Origin of the sequence: Hyphomicrobium denitrificans ATCC 51888, assembly GCF_000143145.1 — a bacterium.
GTDB lineage: Bacteria > Pseudomonadota > Alphaproteobacteria > Rhizobiales > Hyphomicrobiaceae > Hyphomicrobium_B > Hyphomicrobium_B denitrificans.
Window position 1 is genome coordinate 1376273 of sequence record NC_014313.1, and the last position, 19428, is coordinate 1395700.

The following is a 19428-nucleotide window of genomic DNA, read 5'->3' on the forward strand; positions in this document are numbered from 1 at the left end:
TCAGCCCAGCTTCGTTCGAGAACGCTGTTTTGCGAGGGCAGCGCGCTGCTTCATGGCGCGGTCTGCGGCCTCACCTGCCGGCTGGGAAGCAAATGCAGTGCCATCTCCGCCATCGAGGCTGGTTGCCAGCGCCCGGATGGTTGGATGAGCCAGAAGCTTAACGATCTGCACGCGCACGCCGAACGCTTCTTCTATGAGTTTATGCATGCGCAACAATAGGAGAGATTGGCCGCCGGCGTCGAAGAAATTATCGTCAATGCCGACGTCGGAGCGGCCGAGGAGCTTGCTCCAGATTTCTGCAAGGCGTCGCTCCGTCGAAGTCGTGGCAGTCGCGGATGAAGATGTCCTGACCCTTTGCACAACGGCTGCGCGGGCTGCGGCGGCCTTTCCGCGTCTCTCCGCCGGCAGTCGTCCCAAGACATCGGCGAGCGTGGTTTCCGGTCGGCTCGCGGCGAGTGCGGCGAACACGACGGGCAAATCGTTTGCGATGGCGTTAACCGTTTCGCGATCCAGGCGAGCGGAATGGGAGATGAGCCGAAGGATCAGCTCGTCGCCTGGGCTTGCGGCAATCGTCAGAGCGTAATTTGTCGCTTCCGGCGTCTGAACCGGGACCAGCTTGGCGTCGCGGCCGAGCTGGCCGATCGCCGCATCGACCTGGTAGTTTTGGAACACGATCAAGCTGTCGAACAGGCGGTTGTTCCAAGATACGTCACTGACGCCCTGGATGGCGTCGAGCGGCGTATACTGATGTTGATTGAGATCGAGCTGCTGTTTCTGCAGTCGGCCGAGCCAGCCGTGCAGGGCTGTATCGGCAGGCAATGCAACCCGAACCGGCACGTTGGTGACGCAGGGGCCGATCAGCGTTTCGATGCCCTCGATATGATCCGGACGCCCGGAGAGCGTCGCGCCGAAGACGACATCGCGCGCGTCCGCATAGTGCGAAAGCAGCAGGGCCCAAGCAGCCTGCACAAGCGTGCTCTGGGTGCTTTCGGTCGCGAGCGCCAGAGCGCGCAAGTCCTTGGTCAAGTCGCGCGATACGCGAACGATGGTTTCATCCGGATGCGCGGCCGTCGCGCCGGGCGATTGCGCCGGTGGGCTGGAAAGCGCGAAGGGTGTCGGCTGCGTGATGCCTGCGAGCGCGTTGCGCCAGTAGCCGTGCGAACCGGTGGGATCTTGCTGCGACGTCCATTTCACATACTGGACGAACCCTACGGGGCTTTGCAGCGCCGCAGGCCGCTTGTCCTGCAACGCCGCGTAGATTTCCGTGATTTCGCGGAAGAGAAGCGGCCAAGACCAGCCGTCGATATAGAGATGGTGGGTGGTCCAAACGAGCTGCCATTCGGCGTCGGCCGTGCGCAGCAATGCGATGCGCATCAGCGGCGGGCGAGCGTGGTCGAACGGTGTTTGTGCGTCTTTTGATAGTGTTTGCTGAAGTGCGTTCTGGCGATCGGCGGAATTGAGGTGACGCCAGTCTTCCTCGCGCCAGGGAAGCGTCGCCTCGGGCAGCACGACCTGGATCGGTTCGACGTTGGGCAAAGTCGCGAATGCCGACCGCAGGATCGGATGTCGCGCGATGGCTTGTTCGAACGCCTGACGCAGCAATGCAGACTCAAGGCCGCCGTCGATCCGGAATTGCCACTGCTCGAGCCCGACCGAAGAACCGGCCTGCTCCATGACATGGAATAGGCGCTGCATCGGAGTCAGCGGATAGGCATCGCCGAAGCCCGGATAGTTGGCCCAGAGTTCGTCGACTTGATCTTGTGTCAGGCTCAGAAGGGGGAAGTCCGACGGCGTGCGTCCGGCGTTCTGCGGCTCGCGGCAATGGCGAGTGACGGCCTTGAGTTGCGCTATGAAATCGGACGCCAACTGCTCGACGGTCGCACGCGCGATCTGGCTTTCGCCGAAAATCCATTCGACGCTTAATTTGCCGGACCGGATTTGCGCCAGTACTTCCAGCGCATGCGTGCGTTTGTTCTGAGGCGCATGCCAGGGGCCTGCGGATTCAGGAGCGAAGGCGAACAACGAGGAGTCGCGCGTCACCTGATCGAACTGCCCAAGGTAATTGAACAGAATCTGCGGGCGCTGGGCGCTCGCGAGCTTGGTGCGCACGGTCGCGTCTTCAGCGTTGTAGCGCAGCAGACCATAGGACAGGCCACGATCTGGGATGGCCCGTGTCTGCTCCTTGATCGACTTCAGTGCCGTTCCAACCGAGGCATCGGCTTTCAGGTCCAGACGCAACGGAAAGAGCGACGTGAACCAGCCGATGCTGCGCGACAGGTCGAGGCCCGCGCCAATGTCCTCGCGGCCGTGGCCCTCCATTTCGATCAGGAAGGATGTGCCGCCAGTGGTTTGCCGGAGCGTCGAGGCGAGAGCCGTCAGCAGAGCGTCGTTGATTTGGGTTCGGTACGCAGTCGGAACGTCTTGCAGAAGCGCTGTCGTCTCCGTGGGATCAAGTTCGACGGTCAACGAGGTGGCTTCGGCTTCGAGGCTCGCGTCGTGCGAGACGACGGGCAATGCCGTGGCGGGCGCGTCCAGCATGCGCAGCCAAGTTGTTGCGGTCGCCGTGACGTGTGGATCGTGAGCGTACGCGGCGAGGCGCGCGGCGTGGGCCTGGAATGAGCTGCTATGGGGCGGGAGGTTTACAGGCTGCCCTTGCGCGAGTGCGCTGTATGCCGCTTCGAGATCTTCCAACAAAATGCGCCAGGAAACGCCGTCGATGGCAAGGTGATGTGCCGCCAGCATCAGGCGGCCGGGCTTCCCGTTCCCAAGGGTGAAGTGCACAGCGCGGATCAACGGCCCTTGCGCAATGTCGAGTTTAGCCTGCTCGGTGGCGGAGATGCTTTCGATCTGAGCTGTCTGCGTCGCTACGTCGAGAGACGAAAGGTCGTGGCTGATGACGTCGACCTGCGGCGCGTCGTCAGCGAGCCGCGCCGACCAGCTTGCTCCGTCGTTAGCAAAACGCAGACGGAACGCATCGTGATGATCGCAGACTGCGGTCAGCGCTCGCCCGAGGTGCGCGTGATCGAGATCGTGCGGCACCTCGAAGACGAACGCCTGGTTCCAGTAATCGGGGGTCGTGAAATTCTGTTCGAAGAACCAGTTCTGGATCGGGGTCAACGAAACGGCACCCGTGGGCCGTGCCGTAGGCGCGATGTCGCGATGCTCGCGGCTATCGATGCAGCGGGCCAACGCGGCGACGGTCGGATGCTCGAACAGATCGCGGGTCGTAAAGTTTGTGATGCCAGCCTGACGGCATTTCGCGACGACCTGGATGCTGAGGATTGAATCGCCGCCGAGTGCGAAAAAGTTATCGTCCGCGCCGACGCGTTCGATGCGAAGAACGGCAGCCCAGGCGTTTGCGATCTTGCGCTCGGTTTCGGATCGCGGTTCGACGAAGCTCCGCTGATTGTTGTTTTGGCTCTGATCGTCTGCTTGCGGCGCAGGGAGCTTGGCGCGGTCGAGCTTGCCGTTGGCGTTGAGCGGCAGCACCGGCACTTTGATGAAGTGCGCCGGGATCATGTACGGAGGCAACGTTTCGGTGAGCGCGCTGCGCAGCGCGAGCGCGTCGAGCGGGCTCGAATCCTTGCCGATGATGTAGGCGGCCAACCTCTTGTCGCCGGGCGTGTCTTCGCGCGCGATGACGGCGGCGTCAGCCACGCCGGGGCATTGCTTCAGCGCTGCTTCGATTTCTCCGAGCTCGATGCGGAAGCCGCGTATTTTGACCTGCAAGTCAATGCGGCCGAGGAATTCCAGGTCACCGTCCGGAAGTCTGCGTGCGAGGTCGCCGGACCTATAGAGTTTCGTTGCGTGCAACGGATCGAACGGGTCGGTCACGAAGCGCTGGGCGGTTAGCTCGGGGCGGTTGAGATATCCGTCCGCGACGCCCGGACCGCCGACCCAGATTTCTCCGGGGACGCCGACAGGCACAGGCTCGCCGCGTTCGTCCAGCAAGAGAATGTAAAGATCGGGAATGGGTTCGCCGATGACGCTGCCGGTGCCGGCGTCGATGTCCGCCCGCGTGATGATGCGGTAGGTGACATGCACGGTCGTTTCGGTGATGCCGTACATGTTGATCAGGCGCGGCTTCTGATCTCCGTAGCGCTCGACCCAAGGTTTGAGCGACTGCAGCTCGAGCGCTTCGCCCGCGAAGATGATTTCGCGCAGCGCGAACTTTGCCGGAGTGTCGGTGAGGTCAGCCTGTATGAGCTGACGGAATGCGGACGGCGTCTGGCAGAGGATGGTTACCTGCTCTTTCAAGAGCAGGTCGCGATAAGCGACGGGATCGCGGCTCACCCAATACGGCACGACGACAATGCTGCCGCCGTGGAGCAGCGCGCCCCATAGCTCCCAGACCGAAACATCGAAGGCGTAGGAATGAAAGAGCGTCCAGCGGTCTTTTTCGTTGAACCCGTACCAGTGGGTCGTTGCACTGAACAGGCGCGCGACGTTGGCGTGCGTTACGAGCACGCCTTTGGGTTTGCCCGTCGAGCCTGACGTATAGATGACGTATGCGAGATCGTCGGGAGTCGATATGCTCTCGGGATCTGTCTCCGGAAAGCCGTTTCCCGCGGTGGCGATGTCGAGGCATTCGGCGTCGAGCTTCAAGGAGTCCGAGACCGTGCTGCTTGCAAGCACGAGGCGGGCGTTCGCGTCCTCGACGATGAAGGCGAGCCGATCCTTCGGATAATCCGGATCGATCGGCACATAGGCGGCGCCGGCCTTTATGATCGCAAGAATTCCGATCGCGATGTCGGCGTTGCGTTCGACGGCGAGGCCGACGAAATCGTTTCGCTTTACGCCTTTCTGCCGGAGCGCGTGCGCGAGCCGATTGGCTTTGGCGTTGAGTTCGCGATAGCTCAACGTCAGTTCGCCCGCGACCACGGCTTCCGCATCGGGTGTCAGCCGGACGCGAGCTTCGAACAAGCTTTGCAGGGTCGAGACGGCATAGCCGGAACGGCTCTCCGGGTCGTTGGCCAAAAGCGCTGCTCGCTCGGTGGCGGGCAGCATCTGCAATTCGTTCAAGTTCGTGGCGTGATCCTGGCCGGCAAGTCTATCTGCGATGCCGGTCAACAGTTCTTCGAGATAGCGCAGCACGCGGTGCGCGACGTCGTCTTCGAAACGATCGCGTGCGTACTCGATGCGCAGCAGCAGGCGTTCCCCGCCATAGGCGATGAGCGCGAGCGGGAAATTCGTCTGGCCGATATATTGGAACGAGCGCTGTTGCCAGGCGCCGCCAAGCGCCTTCAGCTGCGCATCGAGCGGTGCGTGTTCGTAAACGACGAGCGTTTCGAACAGCGGGCGGCCGCGTTCGATGTCGCTCCAGCCTTGAACCCGGACAAGCGGGGTGTGTTCATGCGCTCGTGTGTCCATGCTCTGATCACGGATGGCGCGCAGCCAGTCTCCGAGGTCTGCGGCACCATTGACGTTGATGCGCACGGGAAGCGTGTTGATCAGAATGCCGACGATGTCATTAGCGCCTGGAACGCCCGATTTTCGGCAAGCGCGCGTTGCGCCGAAAACAACATCGCGTTCGTTGCTCAGGCGGCTGAGTAAAATCGCCCACGCGCCCTGAAGGAGCGTATTCATCGTCACGTTTGCGGCGGACGCGGCTTGTCTCAGCTTCTTCGTTGCTTCGGGGGACAGACGGCTTTCGACATTGCCGAATGCTTCGCCGCTATCGTTTCGGGGCGCAGTGCCGTCTCGCTCGACCCAGATTTTCAGCGGGGCGCTAAACCCGGCAAGAAGGTCCTTCCAGTAACGTTCGGCGCCTTGATCTTTCCGGTCTTTCAGCCATTCGACGTGCTGGCGAAATTCGGGCAGTGCGGGCAGCGGCACTTCTGAAGCTTGCCGCGTATCGGCGACGTCGAAAACATCGCGCAGCACGATCGGGAAGGAGCGCCCGTCGAGAATGATGTGATGGAACGTCCAAACCATCATGAGTTCGGACGCCGTCCGGATGAACGTCAGCCGCATGAGCGGGGCCTGGCTGAGATCGAAGCCTTGCCGGCGATCGTCAGCGAGGAAGCGTTCCAAACGGCTATTCAATTCCTCCGGAGCAGAGGCGCGCCAATCGAAATGCGAAACCGGTAATTCGGGCGACTTATGAACCTGCTGCATCGGCTCGGGGCAATCGAGCCATCGGAATGACGTGCGCAAAACGGGATGGCGGCGTAATGCAAATTGCCAGCCTTCGATAAGGCTCTCAACATCCGTGTCTTTTTCGAGTTTGGCGACGATCTGCTCGATATCGATGCCGCTATCCGGGCGGGTCATCGCATGCAGCAGCATTCCCGCCTGAATGGGGGAAATGCCATAGGCGTCACTGAACTGTTGTAACATTTCGCAATCGCTTGCCGCAAAACGCAAATTTGGCGGCAGCCTCCCTCGTAAACTTGGAGTACTTTAATACGCCTATTTAGGATACGTATTGCTCACTAGTGATTTTAGTAAAAATTTGTGATGTTTCTACGGCCGTGGGCTGATTATCTGTATCAGGTGTAAACGAATGCCGAAACTAAGGGTTGGGGACTTGGTTGTCGTCCGCTCAGCGGATGAAATCTTGCGTACGCTCGATGACAATGGCGCGCTCGATGGCCTTCCTTTTATGCCGGAAATGGTGAGCTGGTGCGGTCAGGCTTTTCGCGTTCAGCGGCAGGTTCATAAAACCTGTGTCGATGGTCATGCGCTGCGGGTATTTCCGTCAAACGATGTCGTGGTTCTGAGCGGTCCGCGCTGCGACGGCAGCGGGCACGACGGATGTAAACATGCATGCAGAATATACTGGAAGGAAAGTTGGCTTCGGTCGGCCAGCGAGAAAGAGCAAGTCGCGGCCGATCCTAAACTCGATGAATTGCGTGCTCGGCTGAAGATAAAGACGGATGAAACGCATTATTTCTGCCAATCGACGGAATTGTACAAATCGACCCGCGAAGCGACGATCAATGGAAAGTTCAAAAGGCTGCGCATCGCGGCGAGCGAGATATTAAGCGGCGATCTTCGCGCGTTTCAGGCCGTACGCCTGTTCGCGACCTTCTATTGGCAAAAGCTGCTGCGGTTTTCAGGTTGTGACAATCGCCTGCGGGGTAATCAGAAGCCGACACCCAAACAGTCGTTGAATCTTCAACCCGGCGAAATCGTGCGGGTGAAATCGCAGGCGGAGATCGTCGGCACGCTCGATTACAAGATGTCGAACCGGGGTCTCTCGCTTTGCCACGAGATGATGAGATGCTGTGGACGTGAAGCCGGCGTCAGAGCTCGTGTCGACAGAATGATCAATGAACAAACGGGCGTGATGCGGGAAATCTCAGACACCGTCACGCTCAGCAGTATGATAGGCTGCGGTGGGCTCGGAGAAGAGTGCCTGTGCTACGATGAACCCGGCGATTGCCCTCGCGGCGAACTGATGTATTGGCGGGAAATCTGGCTTGAACGCGTGAACAAGTGAACGAAGGCATTCGACATCCGGCAGCGCGCCTCGCGATTGAGGCTGACGATCTCGACGTTTTTGCCGTGAGCCTCGATGCACCTGAGGATGTGCGCGCGAGGTTATGGTCGCATCTTTCGCCCGAAGAACGCCAGAACGCCGAAACGTTTGTCTTTCCCGAGCACCAGCAGCGCTACGTCGTGGGCCGCGGCATGTTGCGAGAGCTGCTTGCGCCGCGGCTCGGCATTCCTCCCGGTGCAATTGAATTCATTGGGAACGCCTATGGGAAGCCAAGGCTTGCCGACGTTCATCGCGCGGCGGAGTTGAATTTCAACGTCTCTCATTCGGGATCGCTGGCTCTCTATGCCTTCTGCCGCGATCGCGACGTTGGTGTCGATGTCGAGCTGATGCGCGAGATCGAAGACGCGGATGATTTGGCGGAACGCTTCTTTTCGCCAGCCGAGGCGGCAGCGTTAGCGGCATTGCCAGCAGATCAGAAGTCGCTGGCATTTCTCGCGTGCTGGACGCGAAAAGAGGCTTTCATCAAGGCCATTGGGCTCGGGCTCAGCTGTCCGCTCGATGCGTTCGACGTCAGCCTGGACCCAGAGGCGCCTGCGCGCCTTCTGCGGATCGATCCGAGCATTGACAGCGTTTCAAGCTGGTCGATGCAAGGATTTCGCCCACGTGACGGTTACATCGCGGCGGTGGCACATCGCCCGCGCGGGCTGGTCAGCCAGGATCGTCTCGCGGCGTCAAGCGCGGACTAGGGCGCGTACCGATTTCAATCGCGCCGCTCAGGAATTCCGCGACAGTCGCATGGTGTAATCGCTGATGACAGACAGCGCGAGTGTCAGCGGTTTCGTTACGCGGAAGAGGACGACGGCGATCAGGAAGTAGACGGCGGCGCATAATGATCCCGTGAGCACCAGCCTTACGATCTCGTTGAAATCGTGGAAGACGAAGTGGCGGGCCAGTAGTCCCAATGCGATGGCGGCCAATCCGGCGACGATTTGCGGCGCGACGGCTTTGACGACATCCGTTGTCGTTATCCCGACCGGACGGCCCGCGTAGGCCAGTCCCGGAATAAAGAGCAGATAGACGATAATCGTGCCTGTGATTGCGGTGCCGATGACGCCGAAGGGAAGTCCGGCGAGCACTGCCGCGATTTGGCAAACGGAGCTGAAGAGGCCCCATTTCATCCAGCGTTCGGACCGTCCCGACGAGACGTGCAGCCATCCTAGAGTTCGCTCGAATGTTTGCGCGATGCCGCGCACAGCGAAGATGCAAAGGATCGTGCCGGCGGGCGCCCATCTTTCGCCGAGGAGGATGACGATGAAGTCGGTGCCTGCAACGGCAAGCAATGCGAAAATCAGCGCCGTTACGAAGCTGAGCGTCGATAGTGCGGTCGTCCAGGACTGGCGGAATTCGTTCAGGCTATTGCGGAGCTTGCTCAAGCTCGAGACGGCGATCGGGTGCAGGGGATCGGCCAGCAGGCCGAGGACGTTGCCGTAAAACAGCAGAGCGTTTTGATAGTATCCGAGCGCGGACGCACCATAGAAATATCCGAGCGCAATCCGGTCGGCGGATTTCGCAAGATTGTCCGTCACGAGAAAGCCGGTGACGCCCATCCCGAACCGGAGCGATTTTTTGACTTCCGGCGAATAGTGCGGCCGCATCGGCAACCAGCGGCAGCTGAACCAAACGCCGATTGCCGTGACGCAGATAGCGCAGACGGTTTTGGTCAGCAGCGCCCAATAGCCCCAGCCCGTGAGCGCCATCGCGATGCTCAGCACGCTACTGATGACGTTGGCGCAGATATCGATCGCCGCGAGGCTTCTGAACTGCATCGCTCTGCGTAGGAGCGCCGAATGCTGGATCGTCAAGCCGGAGGCGATGAACGTGATCGACGTGAAAATGGCGATGCTGGTGAGTTCCGGCTCGCGGTAGAAGGTGGCCAGCGGTCCGCTCAGAGCGATGAGAATGCAGGCCAGCAGCACGCCCATCATCAGGTTGATCCAGAACAGCGTGCTGACTTCGGCGCGCGAAATGCTCGTCTTCTGGCTCGATGACTCCGACGTTCCAAGGTCGATCAGCATCGGGCCGAAGCTGGTCAGCGAAAATATGATCGCGGCAAGTCCGAAATCGTGCGGGGTGAGGAGGCGCGCCAGGATGATGATTGAAACGACCTGGGACATGAGGCCGACGCCGCGCGCGGCCACGACGATGATGCCGCTGTGAAGCGACGCACGGCCGAGCCCCGCATTGGGCACGTTTTCCTGGAAGTACTTATCTGCTCGATTGCTCAAAATAATCTTCGCCACTTGCTGGACTTGGCCGTCGAAGTCGTGCGCCGCGCCATTGTTCGCATGGGTGGCGATATCTGATTTCAAATAATTTTTGCTTGCCGTAGCATTGTGACATCCGCTTCGCGCCTGCAACGCTCATTGATAAGGGATGCTTAACCGAGGCGGCTTTGGACCCATATCTAGGCCAGAGATTGACGTTGCGTTGTTCGCTGTTCCGAGTTGACGGTTCGATAAGCTGCGTCAAACGGCCTTCATTCCTGAGAGAAAAGAACGTTCTTACTTGCAACTCGTAATATGGTGGTGACGTCTTGATGCGATCATCGTTTGGGAATTCGCAGAATGGCCCGGCCGCATTGAAATGATGCTGCGTCTACCTGAGACTGCTGACGTTTACGATAACGGTCAACTCCTCTTTCCGTGGGATCGCGCGCTGATATTGAACGGGAATCCGTTTTGTCCGTCTCGCGGTTGATCGAACGGAATCCAATTTTTAGGGCATGTGTTTGTCGCCATGACTGCTTCGCGCCGGTACCTTCTGGTTTCACCCTGCCGTGACGAGGCGGCGTATCTGCGCCGCACGCTCGACAGCGTCGCGGCGCAAACGGTGCCGCCGGCGCTTTGGATCGTCGTCGACGACGGCTCGACGGATGAAACGCCGGCGATCCTCGCGGAATATGCCCAACGCCTGCCGTACTTGCGCATCGTTCGCCGTGGCGATCGCGGTCGCCGCCGGGTTGGACCTGGCGTCATCGATGCGTTCTATGCCGGTCTCGATACGGTGCAGATCGAAGACTTCGACTACCTCTGCAAGCTCGATATGGATCTCGACTTGCCAGCTCGGTATTTCGAACTCCTCATGCAGCGGATGGAGAGCAATCCGCGCATCGGAACGACGTCCGGAAAACCGTGGTACACAGACCCGCAGAGCGGCGCGCTCGTACCGGAAATCTGCGGCGATGAAATGTCGGTCGGTATGACCAAGTTCTATCGCACCGCTTGTTTCAAGGAAATCGGCGGCTTCGTCCGGCAAGTGATGTGGGACGGTATCGATTGCCATCGGGCGCGCATGCTCGGCTGGATCGCGGAGAGCGTCGATACGGAGGATATTCGTTTCATTCATCTCCGGCCGATGGGTTCGAGCGAGAACGGCATCTGGACCGGACGGCTTCGGCACGGTTTTGGTCAGTATTTCATGGGTACCTCGCCGCTCTATTACATGGCGGTCGCGGTTTACCGGCTTCCGGTTTATCCGCGCTTGACCGGCAGCGTGGCGATGCTGTGGGGCTATCTCAGAAGCTGGCTCAAAGGCCTGCCGCGTTACGACGATACGGAATTCCGGCGTTTTCTGCGTACCTACCAGCACAACTGTCTGCGCAAGGGCAAGCGGGCGGCGACGGCCGAACTCAATGACGAGCAGGCGCACATCTGGAATGCAAGTCACCCGGTGAGCGTCGCGGGTGTTTCCAGCGCGGCTTTGTCGAAAGCAAATCATGGCGGGTTCGCAGATGGCAGCGTCCGGTAGAGTACGATTTCTCGGCATCGACTTCGACGAAGCCAGCACCGAGAGCGCGGCCGATGACATCCTCGCCGCCGGCAAGCTTCCGTTCCAATATGTCGTGACGCCGAACGTGCATCACGTGGTCAAGCTTCACGAGACGGGTGGCGATGGATTCGTTCGGTACGCCGACGCGTGGAAAGTTTATTGCGATAGCCGCGTTCTGAGCCAGCTGGCTCGTGCGTGCGGGTTGAATTTGCCGGTCGTGACGGGCAGCGACCTGACGGCGGTGCTCGTTCAGCGTGCGTCCGATCTCAACCTCAAAGTCGCGATCGTTGGGCCGAGTGCGGAAGATTGCGCCATTCTTGCCCGGCGCTATCCGGGTCTCGATATGTCTTCGTACACGCCGCCGATGGGTTTTATCAACTCGGAAGCCGAGATCAAGAAATGCATCGATTTTGTCGTGAGCCATCCGGCCGCTCTGACGTTTCTCGCGGTCGGGATGCCACAGCAGGAAATTCTGGCGCAACGCATCGCGGAGCAGGGAGAGGCGCGTGGCGTTGGCCTGTGCATCGGAGCTTCGATCGATTTCCTGACTTTAAAGCAGCAGCGCGCGCCGTTGTGGGTTCAGCGATTTGGCCTTGAGTGGATGCATCGTCTTCTCTCTGATCCGAAGCGTCTGGCGCGGCGCTATCTGATCGAGTGCCCGAGAATTTTTCCGCTGATCATCACGCATGTTCGCGATACGAGATCGCGGGGGCGGTCGCCGGCAGCGTAACGCCGCCGCGTCTTACAAAAGCAATTGCTTCAAGCGTCTTTCGCCGGTGCCGTCACGGCGGACTTCTGCGCGTGCGCCGATCGCAAGGCGGCGAAGGCGGCTTCGCGAACTTCCTTGGACGTTCGCGATTTGGACTGGATGAACGCGGCGATGTCGGTCGGGCGGACATCGCGGACGAGTGTTGCGATGGTATCGAGATTCAGCGGCGTACTTGCCCAGCACGGCAAGCACAACGCATCATCCGACGCGAATGAGTTTGCCGGTGGTCCGCAGACGTTGTCGGCGAAGACGCCGTAAAGAACGCATTCGGAGAAATCGAGGCGGCCGGCGAGCGCCGTATACCAGGGCTTTCCGGTCACGCTCTCGATCCGCTCGAACATCTGTCGGGCGACGATGGGGTTCCACGCCAGCGGCGATGAGATGTAGTCGGGAAATGGCGGCTCTTCAGGCGGTAACCCGAGCAGCGTGTGCGCCACGCGATGCCAAATAATCTGCCGGGGCAGGCGCTCGTCAATTTGGTCCAGCTTGCGGAAGAAGCGCACGGCGCCGTCGCGCACGAATGTGTCGGCGTCGAACGGGCGGATGAATTCGACGTCGGAGTCCGCCGTCACGACTGCGTCGCAATCGGAATTGGCGACGGCGGCCAGTTTGACGATCTGTTGCTGGATCCAACCGCGCACGGGAGGATACGGCTTGCTGAGATTGACCGTGATGTTGCTGAAAGGAACGTGGACGAAATTTGATGGGAGGAATTCTGCGTCGCAGCGTATACGTGTGCGCGGACCGGCGAGACTGCTGAATAATTTGCGATCGGATTGCGGAACGATGATGTGGTGCTCGACCGTCTCTGGTGAATTTTCCAGCACTGAACGGTTCAGGGCTGCGCACAGCTCATAATCAGGCGAGAAACTTTTCGTGATCACGGCAATGCGCATAATGCCTCCCAATAGACCGCACATTTCGCATGCTAACAGGCCTGAGCAACGAATATTTTATGATAGTCTTAACTACCTACCGGGCCGTGCAGTTCATGCCAAAATATCAATCTGCCCCACTACGTTAATGATAGTGAATTGCGTTGTATTCGTGCGGTTTCTCGCCTTCTTTCGCGCTCTGTCGTGCGGTGGACATCGTACGTCTCCCGCCATTGCGAGCATGCTCTTAGCGAGCGTGATCGTGATGGGGAATACCTTTAATGTCGCTGCCCAAAATATCACCGCCGGCACATCGAAAGACCTGCCGTCCAAGGTCGGCGAAAGCGAGGCTGCGGGCATAATTCCGGCGGATCGGCGGACGACTTGGAATCCGGGTCTCAACACGGTGGGCGGTATTCCCGAGCGGACGGTCATCTATCGGACGCTCGCGCCTCGAGGCGGAACAGGCGACGACACGCCCACGATTCAGCATGCTCTCGACACCTGTCCGGCCGGGCAGGTTGTAAAGCTTGGTCCTGGGACGTTCCGGATTGAGGGGCAGGGGCTGCGTTTCAGGTCACCGGACTGCACGTTGCGAGGTTCGGGCACGGGCGCGCTCGGTACGGGGGAGGGCGGAACCCGCCTCATCAAAGCCGACCGCGACAGCAATGTGAATTTCGCCGTGCTTTACGTCGGCAATAGCGCGTCGCATTTCTCGACATCCATCAACCTCGCGGCGGATGCCGTAAAGGGCACCAACTCGGTCGTGCTGGCGAGCGCTCCGAGGGTTGTCGCGGGCGAGATCGTCTTGATCGACCAGCGGACGGATGAAGACCCGCGCGTGTGGTGGGGGCCTGAACACGATTCCCCTGGCGGGGGGTCGCGGCGGTGGTTTTCCCGGCAGGACCGCTCCTTGACGCAAATGATGGAGGTGACAGCGGTCGACGGAAACACGGTTACGTTCTCGACGCCGTTCCACATCACGTTCAAGGCTGCGTACGCCGCGCAGATGTCGCGCTATCAGGAGCCCGTCCTGCACCGCTTGGGCGTCGAGGATCTTTACGTTTACGGCGGCATGGGCGGCGACGGTCACGGAAATATTTCGGTCAACCTATGCGCCTATTGCTGGGTCAAAGGCGTTGAATCGCACTGGTCCATCGGCACGTCGATCGGCTTTTACGGCACGTTTCGCAGCGTGCTCAGAGATTCCTACGTCCACGAAACGCCGGATCCCAATCCGGGTGGCGCCGGATATCTCGTGGGGCTCAATTCCGGCGCATCCGACAATCTCATCGAGAACAACGTCATGTGGAGCGGCAATAAGGATATTGTCGTGCGGGCCACGGGCGGCGGCAATGTCATCGCATACAATTACATGGATGACGCGTACGGCGGTGGATATCCGAGCATGCCGGAAGCGGGATTGAACGCAGGTCATTACACGACGCCGCATATGGAATTGCTCGAAGGCAATTACAGCCACAACTACAAGGGCGACAGCTTCTGGGGCAATTCGATTTACATCACCGTGTTTCGCAATCATCTGTCGGGGCTTCGCGCGGCGCGGCCGCCGCTGAACGCCTACAAGGTGAATGATTATCCCTATATGGATTTTGGTGCGCGTTCGGCCGTCGATATCCAGGCCCATAGCGACAACACGAATTTGGTCGGTAACGTGCTTGGGTTCAGCGGGCAGAAGCTCCTGAGCTATAGCAGCCCGAGCTATTCCGATTCCCAAAAAGCCTGGTCCTACGAAGAACTCTCCGGCTTCACGGATGGGATTGTCAGCATGTGGCGCATCGGCTCGCTGCAAGCAGGCGGATGGACTTGGGAGCCGAAGACTTATGAAACGCAGCTTCGGGATGGCAACTGGGATTGGGTGACGCGATCGCAGCGGTGGCATGGCATTGGCGGCGCGGCAGGGTCCGGCGCCCCGAGGCCGATCCCCAACTCGCTATACCTGGCAGCAAAGCCGGATTTTTTTGGGTCCAATCCGTGGCCGTGGGTCGATCCCGCAACGGGCGCTGTTACTGCGCTTCCGGCAAAGGCCTGTCTCGAGCAAGGCAAAATGCCGACGTGCATGCAGGGCAAATGATCTGCCGGCAGTCGACCAGCGGCGATCAGACTTTAGTTATGCGGCGATGTCGATCTCAGGATGCTTGAGTGTCCGGTTCGCGCTGGTAGGCCGATGGAACGAGCGGCCCCTTCGCAGCTTGCCGGCGCGCACGCGGGCGTGCGTTTTGCCGGTAATCCGGCACGTATCGCGCCGCGACGGCGGTCGCAAGCAGGAACATCATCCAGAGCGTATCCTGTCCGTGCATCCAAACGGTCTCGAGGAAGTTCTGCAGGATGACGAAGAAGGCGAGCGTCAACAACAAGAGCGCGAGCCGTGCATTTCGTTTCGCGACATGACCGATTGCGTGCAGCGTCGTCATGATGAAGGCCACGAGCAGCAGCAGCCCCGGATATCCGAGATCGAGCTGCGTATCCAGATAGCCGTTGTGGCCGGAGGGCATGCCTCTGATCCAGCCGGGCGCTTCGGTGAGGCTTGGCCCGTCAGGGCCGACCAGCCAAAACGATTGGTAGCCCCAACCGAGAATCGGCCGTTTGGAAATTTCGTAGTTCACGAATTCCCAGATGAACATACGGCCGGACAGGTCGTAGTTGCCGTAGACGTACCACGAGATGCGATTGATGATGTTTCCCATCACCGCCGCCAGGACGGCGTACGTGATCGGGATCGGCAGGATCGTGATGGCGGGTGATGTCCCAAGCCTGCGGCCGATGAACAACGTCGCCCCCGCCATGATGGGGGCGATGATGGCCATGCCGAGGGAGCCTTTCGATTTGCTCACGAGCATGAGGAAAACGGTTGCCGCGATGATGACGAGTGCCAGCGCGCGCCGCCAGCCCCGAAACAGCAGTTCGTAAAGCGACAGCAAAAAGGCGATGGCCGCGCATTGGCCGAGTTCACCCTTGAACGAAAAATATCCGGGGTAGCCGATGACCTCGATGCCGTGCCAGCCTTGAACGGAGATCGGAGACTGCATGAAGACAATGGGGACGTTCAGGACGACGGCCGCCGCGAAGCAGAAATAAACGCCGCGCATCACATCTGTGCCGGGACGCGCAATCAACGTCGGAAGGACGATACAGCTTACGATCATCGCCTGAAGCACGAAACGCGTGAGCGTGAACTCCGGCTTGAACGCCCAAAGGATGCTCAAGCCCGCGAAGCCAAGGTAGGCGAATAGACAGATGATGTTGGCCGGCAGGCGCGTCAGACGCGAGAAATTGCGCGCGACCAGAAACAGCGTGATGAGCGTCAGGAGCGGCCAGACGATTTTGTTCTCCGGCCGCGGCGTCATGAGTATTTCGACCGCTGCTGCTGGTGCAATGCTGATTTCGGAGGACGCGGTGAGCGAGAAATTCAGTAAAGGTGCGAGGATCAAGATGTAGGCAAACGCCGCCATCGGCACGAGCATGCACACGTCAAAGACGGGTGGTGGGAGCTTCTCGGACGTAGCGCGCATTGGGCGCTTTGCGACTCTTGACATAGACGAACTCGATCGAACCCGATGCGGTTGGCTCCTCATTCCCAGGTACTCCGTCCGCCTGCCGCCGTACACCATGCGGTCAAAACTTGATTACTGAGCTTAATGCGCGGTTGCTTAGAAGTATCTTTTGAGATCGAGAAATCTTTTTTCGAAGAGATGATAGCTCGGCACCGCGATGAGCAGGGACAAGCCGACACCGATCAGCATGCGAGCCGCCATCGCCAGCCAAAGGCTGCCGCTCCAGGCTGTGAGCTGGTCGTCAAGATGCGTCTCCATGAAATACCAAGTTAAGATGCCATGGTAGACGTAGAGACCGTAGCTGTACTTGCCAAAAAAGCCGAGGTGCGGCCCCTGCAGGACGTACGATACGGGGTTAGACGCGGGCTTGAGCGCCAGCAAAATCAGCGCGCCGAAAAATAGGGCGATGAACGTGCCGCGAACTTGATGGAGAACGGCTTCCGCAAACCCGGTGAACGAGGCGAACGCCATCACAGCAAAGAGTGCCGCGCCGAAAGCAAGCAGCGCGTAGTTCGAATTCGCCATCCAGCGCGGCCACACGCCCGGTTCGCGCAGTTGAAGCGCAATGAAAGCGCCGACGCAGAGGGCGTCGATGCGGCAGGGCGTCAGGACCGAGATTGATGTTTCGTTAATGTCGGCAAGGGCCAGTGCGATACGCAAGGCGAGGGCGAATACAATCACGCCAAGGCATATTTTTTTCAGCGTCGGCGCTGGGAAATAGAACACGACCAGGGGCCAGACGAGATAGAAATGTTCCTCGATCGCCAGCGACCAGAAATGCGCGACGTAATTGAGCGAGTCCCAGGTGCCGGTCCAGGCGATGAAGAAATTTGAGGTATAGGTCCAAAGCCAGATCTGATGCGAGCGTGCGGTTTCAAGCATCGGTGACGGCTTGACCAAAAGCGGCAGGATCAGGAACAGGGCGATCAGGACGACGTAGTAGAGCGGAAAAATTCTCAGCGCGCGTCGTGCATAGAAGTTGCGGAAGTACCTGGGCTTGTTTTTGGACCCGAGCAGAATGCCGGTGATCAGGAAGCCCGAGAGCACGAAGAACAGGTCGACTCCCATCCAGCCGTGGACGGCGGCCTTCACAAAAAACTTCTGCAATGGCGTTTCCGCGACCGCGCCGCCAATGAAGTGGACGGTCATCACCAGCAGAATGGCCAAGCCGCGAATGCCGTCCAGCCCAGGCAGATGGCCACGCAGGTATTGGTCTGCCGCCGAGGCGGGAAGTGTGGTCATCCGGTTGTGCCGCCGTGGGAAAGAGTCAGCATCAGGCGCGTGCTTCAAGGATTTGATGATAAAATTTCTCGAGCGATTCCGCGGCTCCGCCCCAAGAGTATTTCTCGACTGCGAGTTGGCGGGCAGCGTGTCCGATCGCGGACGCCTGATCTGGATTTTTCAGCAACTGAATGACGGCATCGGCGAACGCTTGCGGCTCGTCGGCGATGAGAAGATCGCGGCCCGGTTCGGCCTTGATGCCTTCGGCGCCCAAGGTGGTCGAGACGATCGCTTTTCCCAACGCCATGCCTTCGACGATTTTGAGCCGGGTTCCGCCGCCCAGGCGCAGCGGCACGACCAGCGCGGCGGATGATGCGAGGTGCGGGCGAAGATCCGGCACAAATCCAGTCAATTCGATACGTGGACCGGCCAGTTCCTTGACGGAAGGATGCGGATTGCTGCCGATGATCTTGAACTTGGCGTCGGGACAAGCTTCGGCGATGCGAGGCCAGATATCGCGTACAAAATGGATCACGCCGTCGATGTTCGGGACGTAGGACATGTGGCCGAAGAAGACGATCGTCTTTCCGTCGGACGGCGGGTCGGACGGCCGGGGCTGATAGAAGTCGACGTCGGCCGCGTTCGGAATGACGGTCGTTCGGATACCGGGCACCTGCTGGTGCAGGCGGTCCTCATCGTCGGTGCTGCAAAGATAGACGCCGTCGGCGCCGCCGTAGGTTGCCAATTCTTCCCGGCGCAGCTTGCGCCAGTTCACGCCGGCATAGAAACGGCGCAGCAGGCTGCTGCCGGACCGCGCATACTGACGGATCAGCTCGTAGTCGATGTTGTGAGAATCGACCACGACCGCAGGCAGCTTTTCTCCCGGAGGGGCCTGTCGGAAGTTGCAACGTCCCAGAAAAGAAAACTCTAAATTTACAATGTCGAACCGTTTGGATTGCAAAACCCGATCGAGTGCCTGTTGCATCGCCGGCACCGTGACTTGCTGGCGTTCGAAGCTTTGCGTCGATGCCAGCGAGCGCAATTGGAGCAAACGCTTGCTCATGCCGTCTTTGCCGTTGGGATTGGGGATCAGAACGACATCTCGACAATACGCCTGCATGGAAGCGCGGCATTCGTCGGCGTCGAATTCGGCGTCGGCGAGCGTCACCGCTGTCAGGTCATGACGGCGGCTCAATTGCGTCATCAGGCCGTTAATGCGGGCTTGGGCGCCGAAACGTGGCGGGCTCGCCGGCATGTGGGACACGTAAAGGATGTTCAGGCGTCGGGGGGCGATCATTCGGACCGTGAGATTCCAGCAGGCGGTGGCGGCATTGGCGGATGGGGTACAGCTTCAACAGGCTGCCCACGTCGCGATCTTACGGCCGCGACTGTGGAGCGAATAATCCATGAGGGAGCCGGTGGGCGACATGTATTCAAAATTATCCATTAATCCCGGGCACTTCGATCAAACCCTTCTGCGCGACGTCATAAGCATGGCATGCATTCTGCACCTAATCGGCCGGGTGCCGTCTTGATGTCCAAAATGGTGCTTGGCCGACGGCCGACTTCGGTCGCCTGCCAGAGGTCTTACGCCGGCCAAGGTGCCATGTTATTGTGAAAGCAATAACAATTGGCGACAGTAGAAATCCCGAGAATTGCAGTAATTCCTAAGAGTGGATGCGGAATAAAATGGTTGCCATGTCTGAAAATTTTGCA

Annotated in this window: 11 protein-coding genes; 5 read left to right on the plus strand and 6 right to left on the minus strand. The window is 59.6% G+C overall.

Translation table 11 applies throughout. From position 1 onward, the window contains the following. Complete coding sequence (locus HDEN_RS06620) at positions 1 to 6339, minus strand: non-ribosomal peptide synthetase (protein ID WP_013215369.1); 6339 nt, start codon at positions 6337 to 6339, stop codon at positions 1 to 3. A 220-nt stretch (positions 6340 to 6559) separates the two neighbouring features. On the opposite strand from HDEN_RS06620, the gene HDEN_RS06625 reads away from it, so the two are divergent. Continuing rightward, on the plus strand, positions 6560 to 7444 hold the full coding sequence (locus HDEN_RS06625; protein WP_150103214.1) for a hypothetical protein: 885 nt from the start codon (positions 6560 to 6562) through the stop codon (positions 7442 to 7444). After that, positions 7441 to 8190 carry a 4'-phosphopantetheinyl transferase family protein gene (locus HDEN_RS06630; RefSeq protein ID WP_013215371.1) on the plus strand — a complete coding sequence of 250 codons (750 nt, stop codon included), beginning with the start codon at positions 7441 to 7443 and terminating at the stop codon, positions 8188 to 8190. The genes HDEN_RS06625 and HDEN_RS06630 overlap by 4 nt, the downstream gene beginning before the upstream one ends. Before the next feature lie 27 nt (positions 8191 to 8217). On the opposite strand, the gene HDEN_RS06635 is transcribed toward HDEN_RS06630, so the two are convergent. After that, the gene (locus tag HDEN_RS06635; protein ID WP_041921908.1) at positions 8218 to 9729 is read right to left on the minus strand and encodes a lipopolysaccharide biosynthesis protein; all 1512 of its coding nucleotides are present in this window, start codon (positions 9727 to 9729) and stop codon (positions 8218 to 8220) included. Between the two features lie 511 nt (positions 9730 to 10240). Between HDEN_RS06635 and HDEN_RS06640 the strand changes: the two genes are divergently transcribed. Further along, positions 10241 to 11251, plus strand: coding sequence for a glycosyltransferase family 2 protein (locus HDEN_RS06640; RefSeq protein ID WP_013215373.1), 1011 nt, complete (start codon positions 10241 to 10243; stop codon positions 11249 to 11251). After that, positions 11220 to 12002 (plus strand): WecB/TagA/CpsF family glycosyltransferase, encoded by a 783-nt coding sequence (locus HDEN_RS06645; RefSeq protein WP_081446229.1) that lies wholly within the window; start codon positions 11220 to 11222, stop codon positions 12000 to 12002. Before HDEN_RS06640 ends, HDEN_RS06645 begins: the two co-directional genes overlap by 32 nt. Positions 12003 to 12031: 29 nt before the next feature. On the opposite strand, the gene HDEN_RS06650 is transcribed toward HDEN_RS06645, so the two are convergent. Beyond that, the gene (locus tag HDEN_RS06650) at positions 12032 to 12937 is read right to left on the minus strand and encodes a DUF6492 family protein (protein WP_013215375.1); all 906 of its coding nucleotides are present in this window, start codon (positions 12935 to 12937) and stop codon (positions 12032 to 12034) included. Between the two features lie 244 nt (positions 12938 to 13181). On the opposite strand from HDEN_RS06650, the gene HDEN_RS06655 reads away from it, so the two are divergent. After that, complete coding sequence (locus HDEN_RS06655) at positions 13182 to 15011, plus strand: right-handed parallel beta-helix repeat-containing protein (RefSeq protein WP_150103215.1); 1830 nt, start codon at positions 13182 to 13184, stop codon at positions 15009 to 15011. Positions 15012 to 15066: 55 nt separating this feature from the next. Here the strand turns inward: HDEN_RS06655 and HDEN_RS06660 are convergent, their stop codons facing one another. The 3 genes from HDEN_RS06660 to HDEN_RS06670 form a co-directional block, all read right to left on the minus strand. Beyond that, positions 15067 to 16449: an O-antigen ligase family protein gene (locus HDEN_RS06660; RefSeq protein WP_150103216.1), complete on the minus strand. Its 1383-nt coding sequence runs from the start codon at positions 16447 to 16449 to the stop codon at positions 15067 to 15069. 138 nt (positions 16450 to 16587) lie between these two features. Beyond that, complete coding sequence (locus HDEN_RS06665) at positions 16588 to 17733, minus strand: acyltransferase family protein (RefSeq protein ID WP_013215378.1); 1146 nt, start codon at positions 17731 to 17733, stop codon at positions 16588 to 16590. A 31-nt stretch (positions 17734 to 17764) separates the two neighbouring features. Next, positions 17765 to 19009 (minus strand): glycosyltransferase family 4 protein, encoded by a 1245-nt coding sequence (locus HDEN_RS06670; RefSeq protein WP_013215379.1) that lies wholly within the window; start codon positions 19007 to 19009, stop codon positions 17765 to 17767. Positions 19010 to 19428 lie beyond the last annotated feature (419 nt).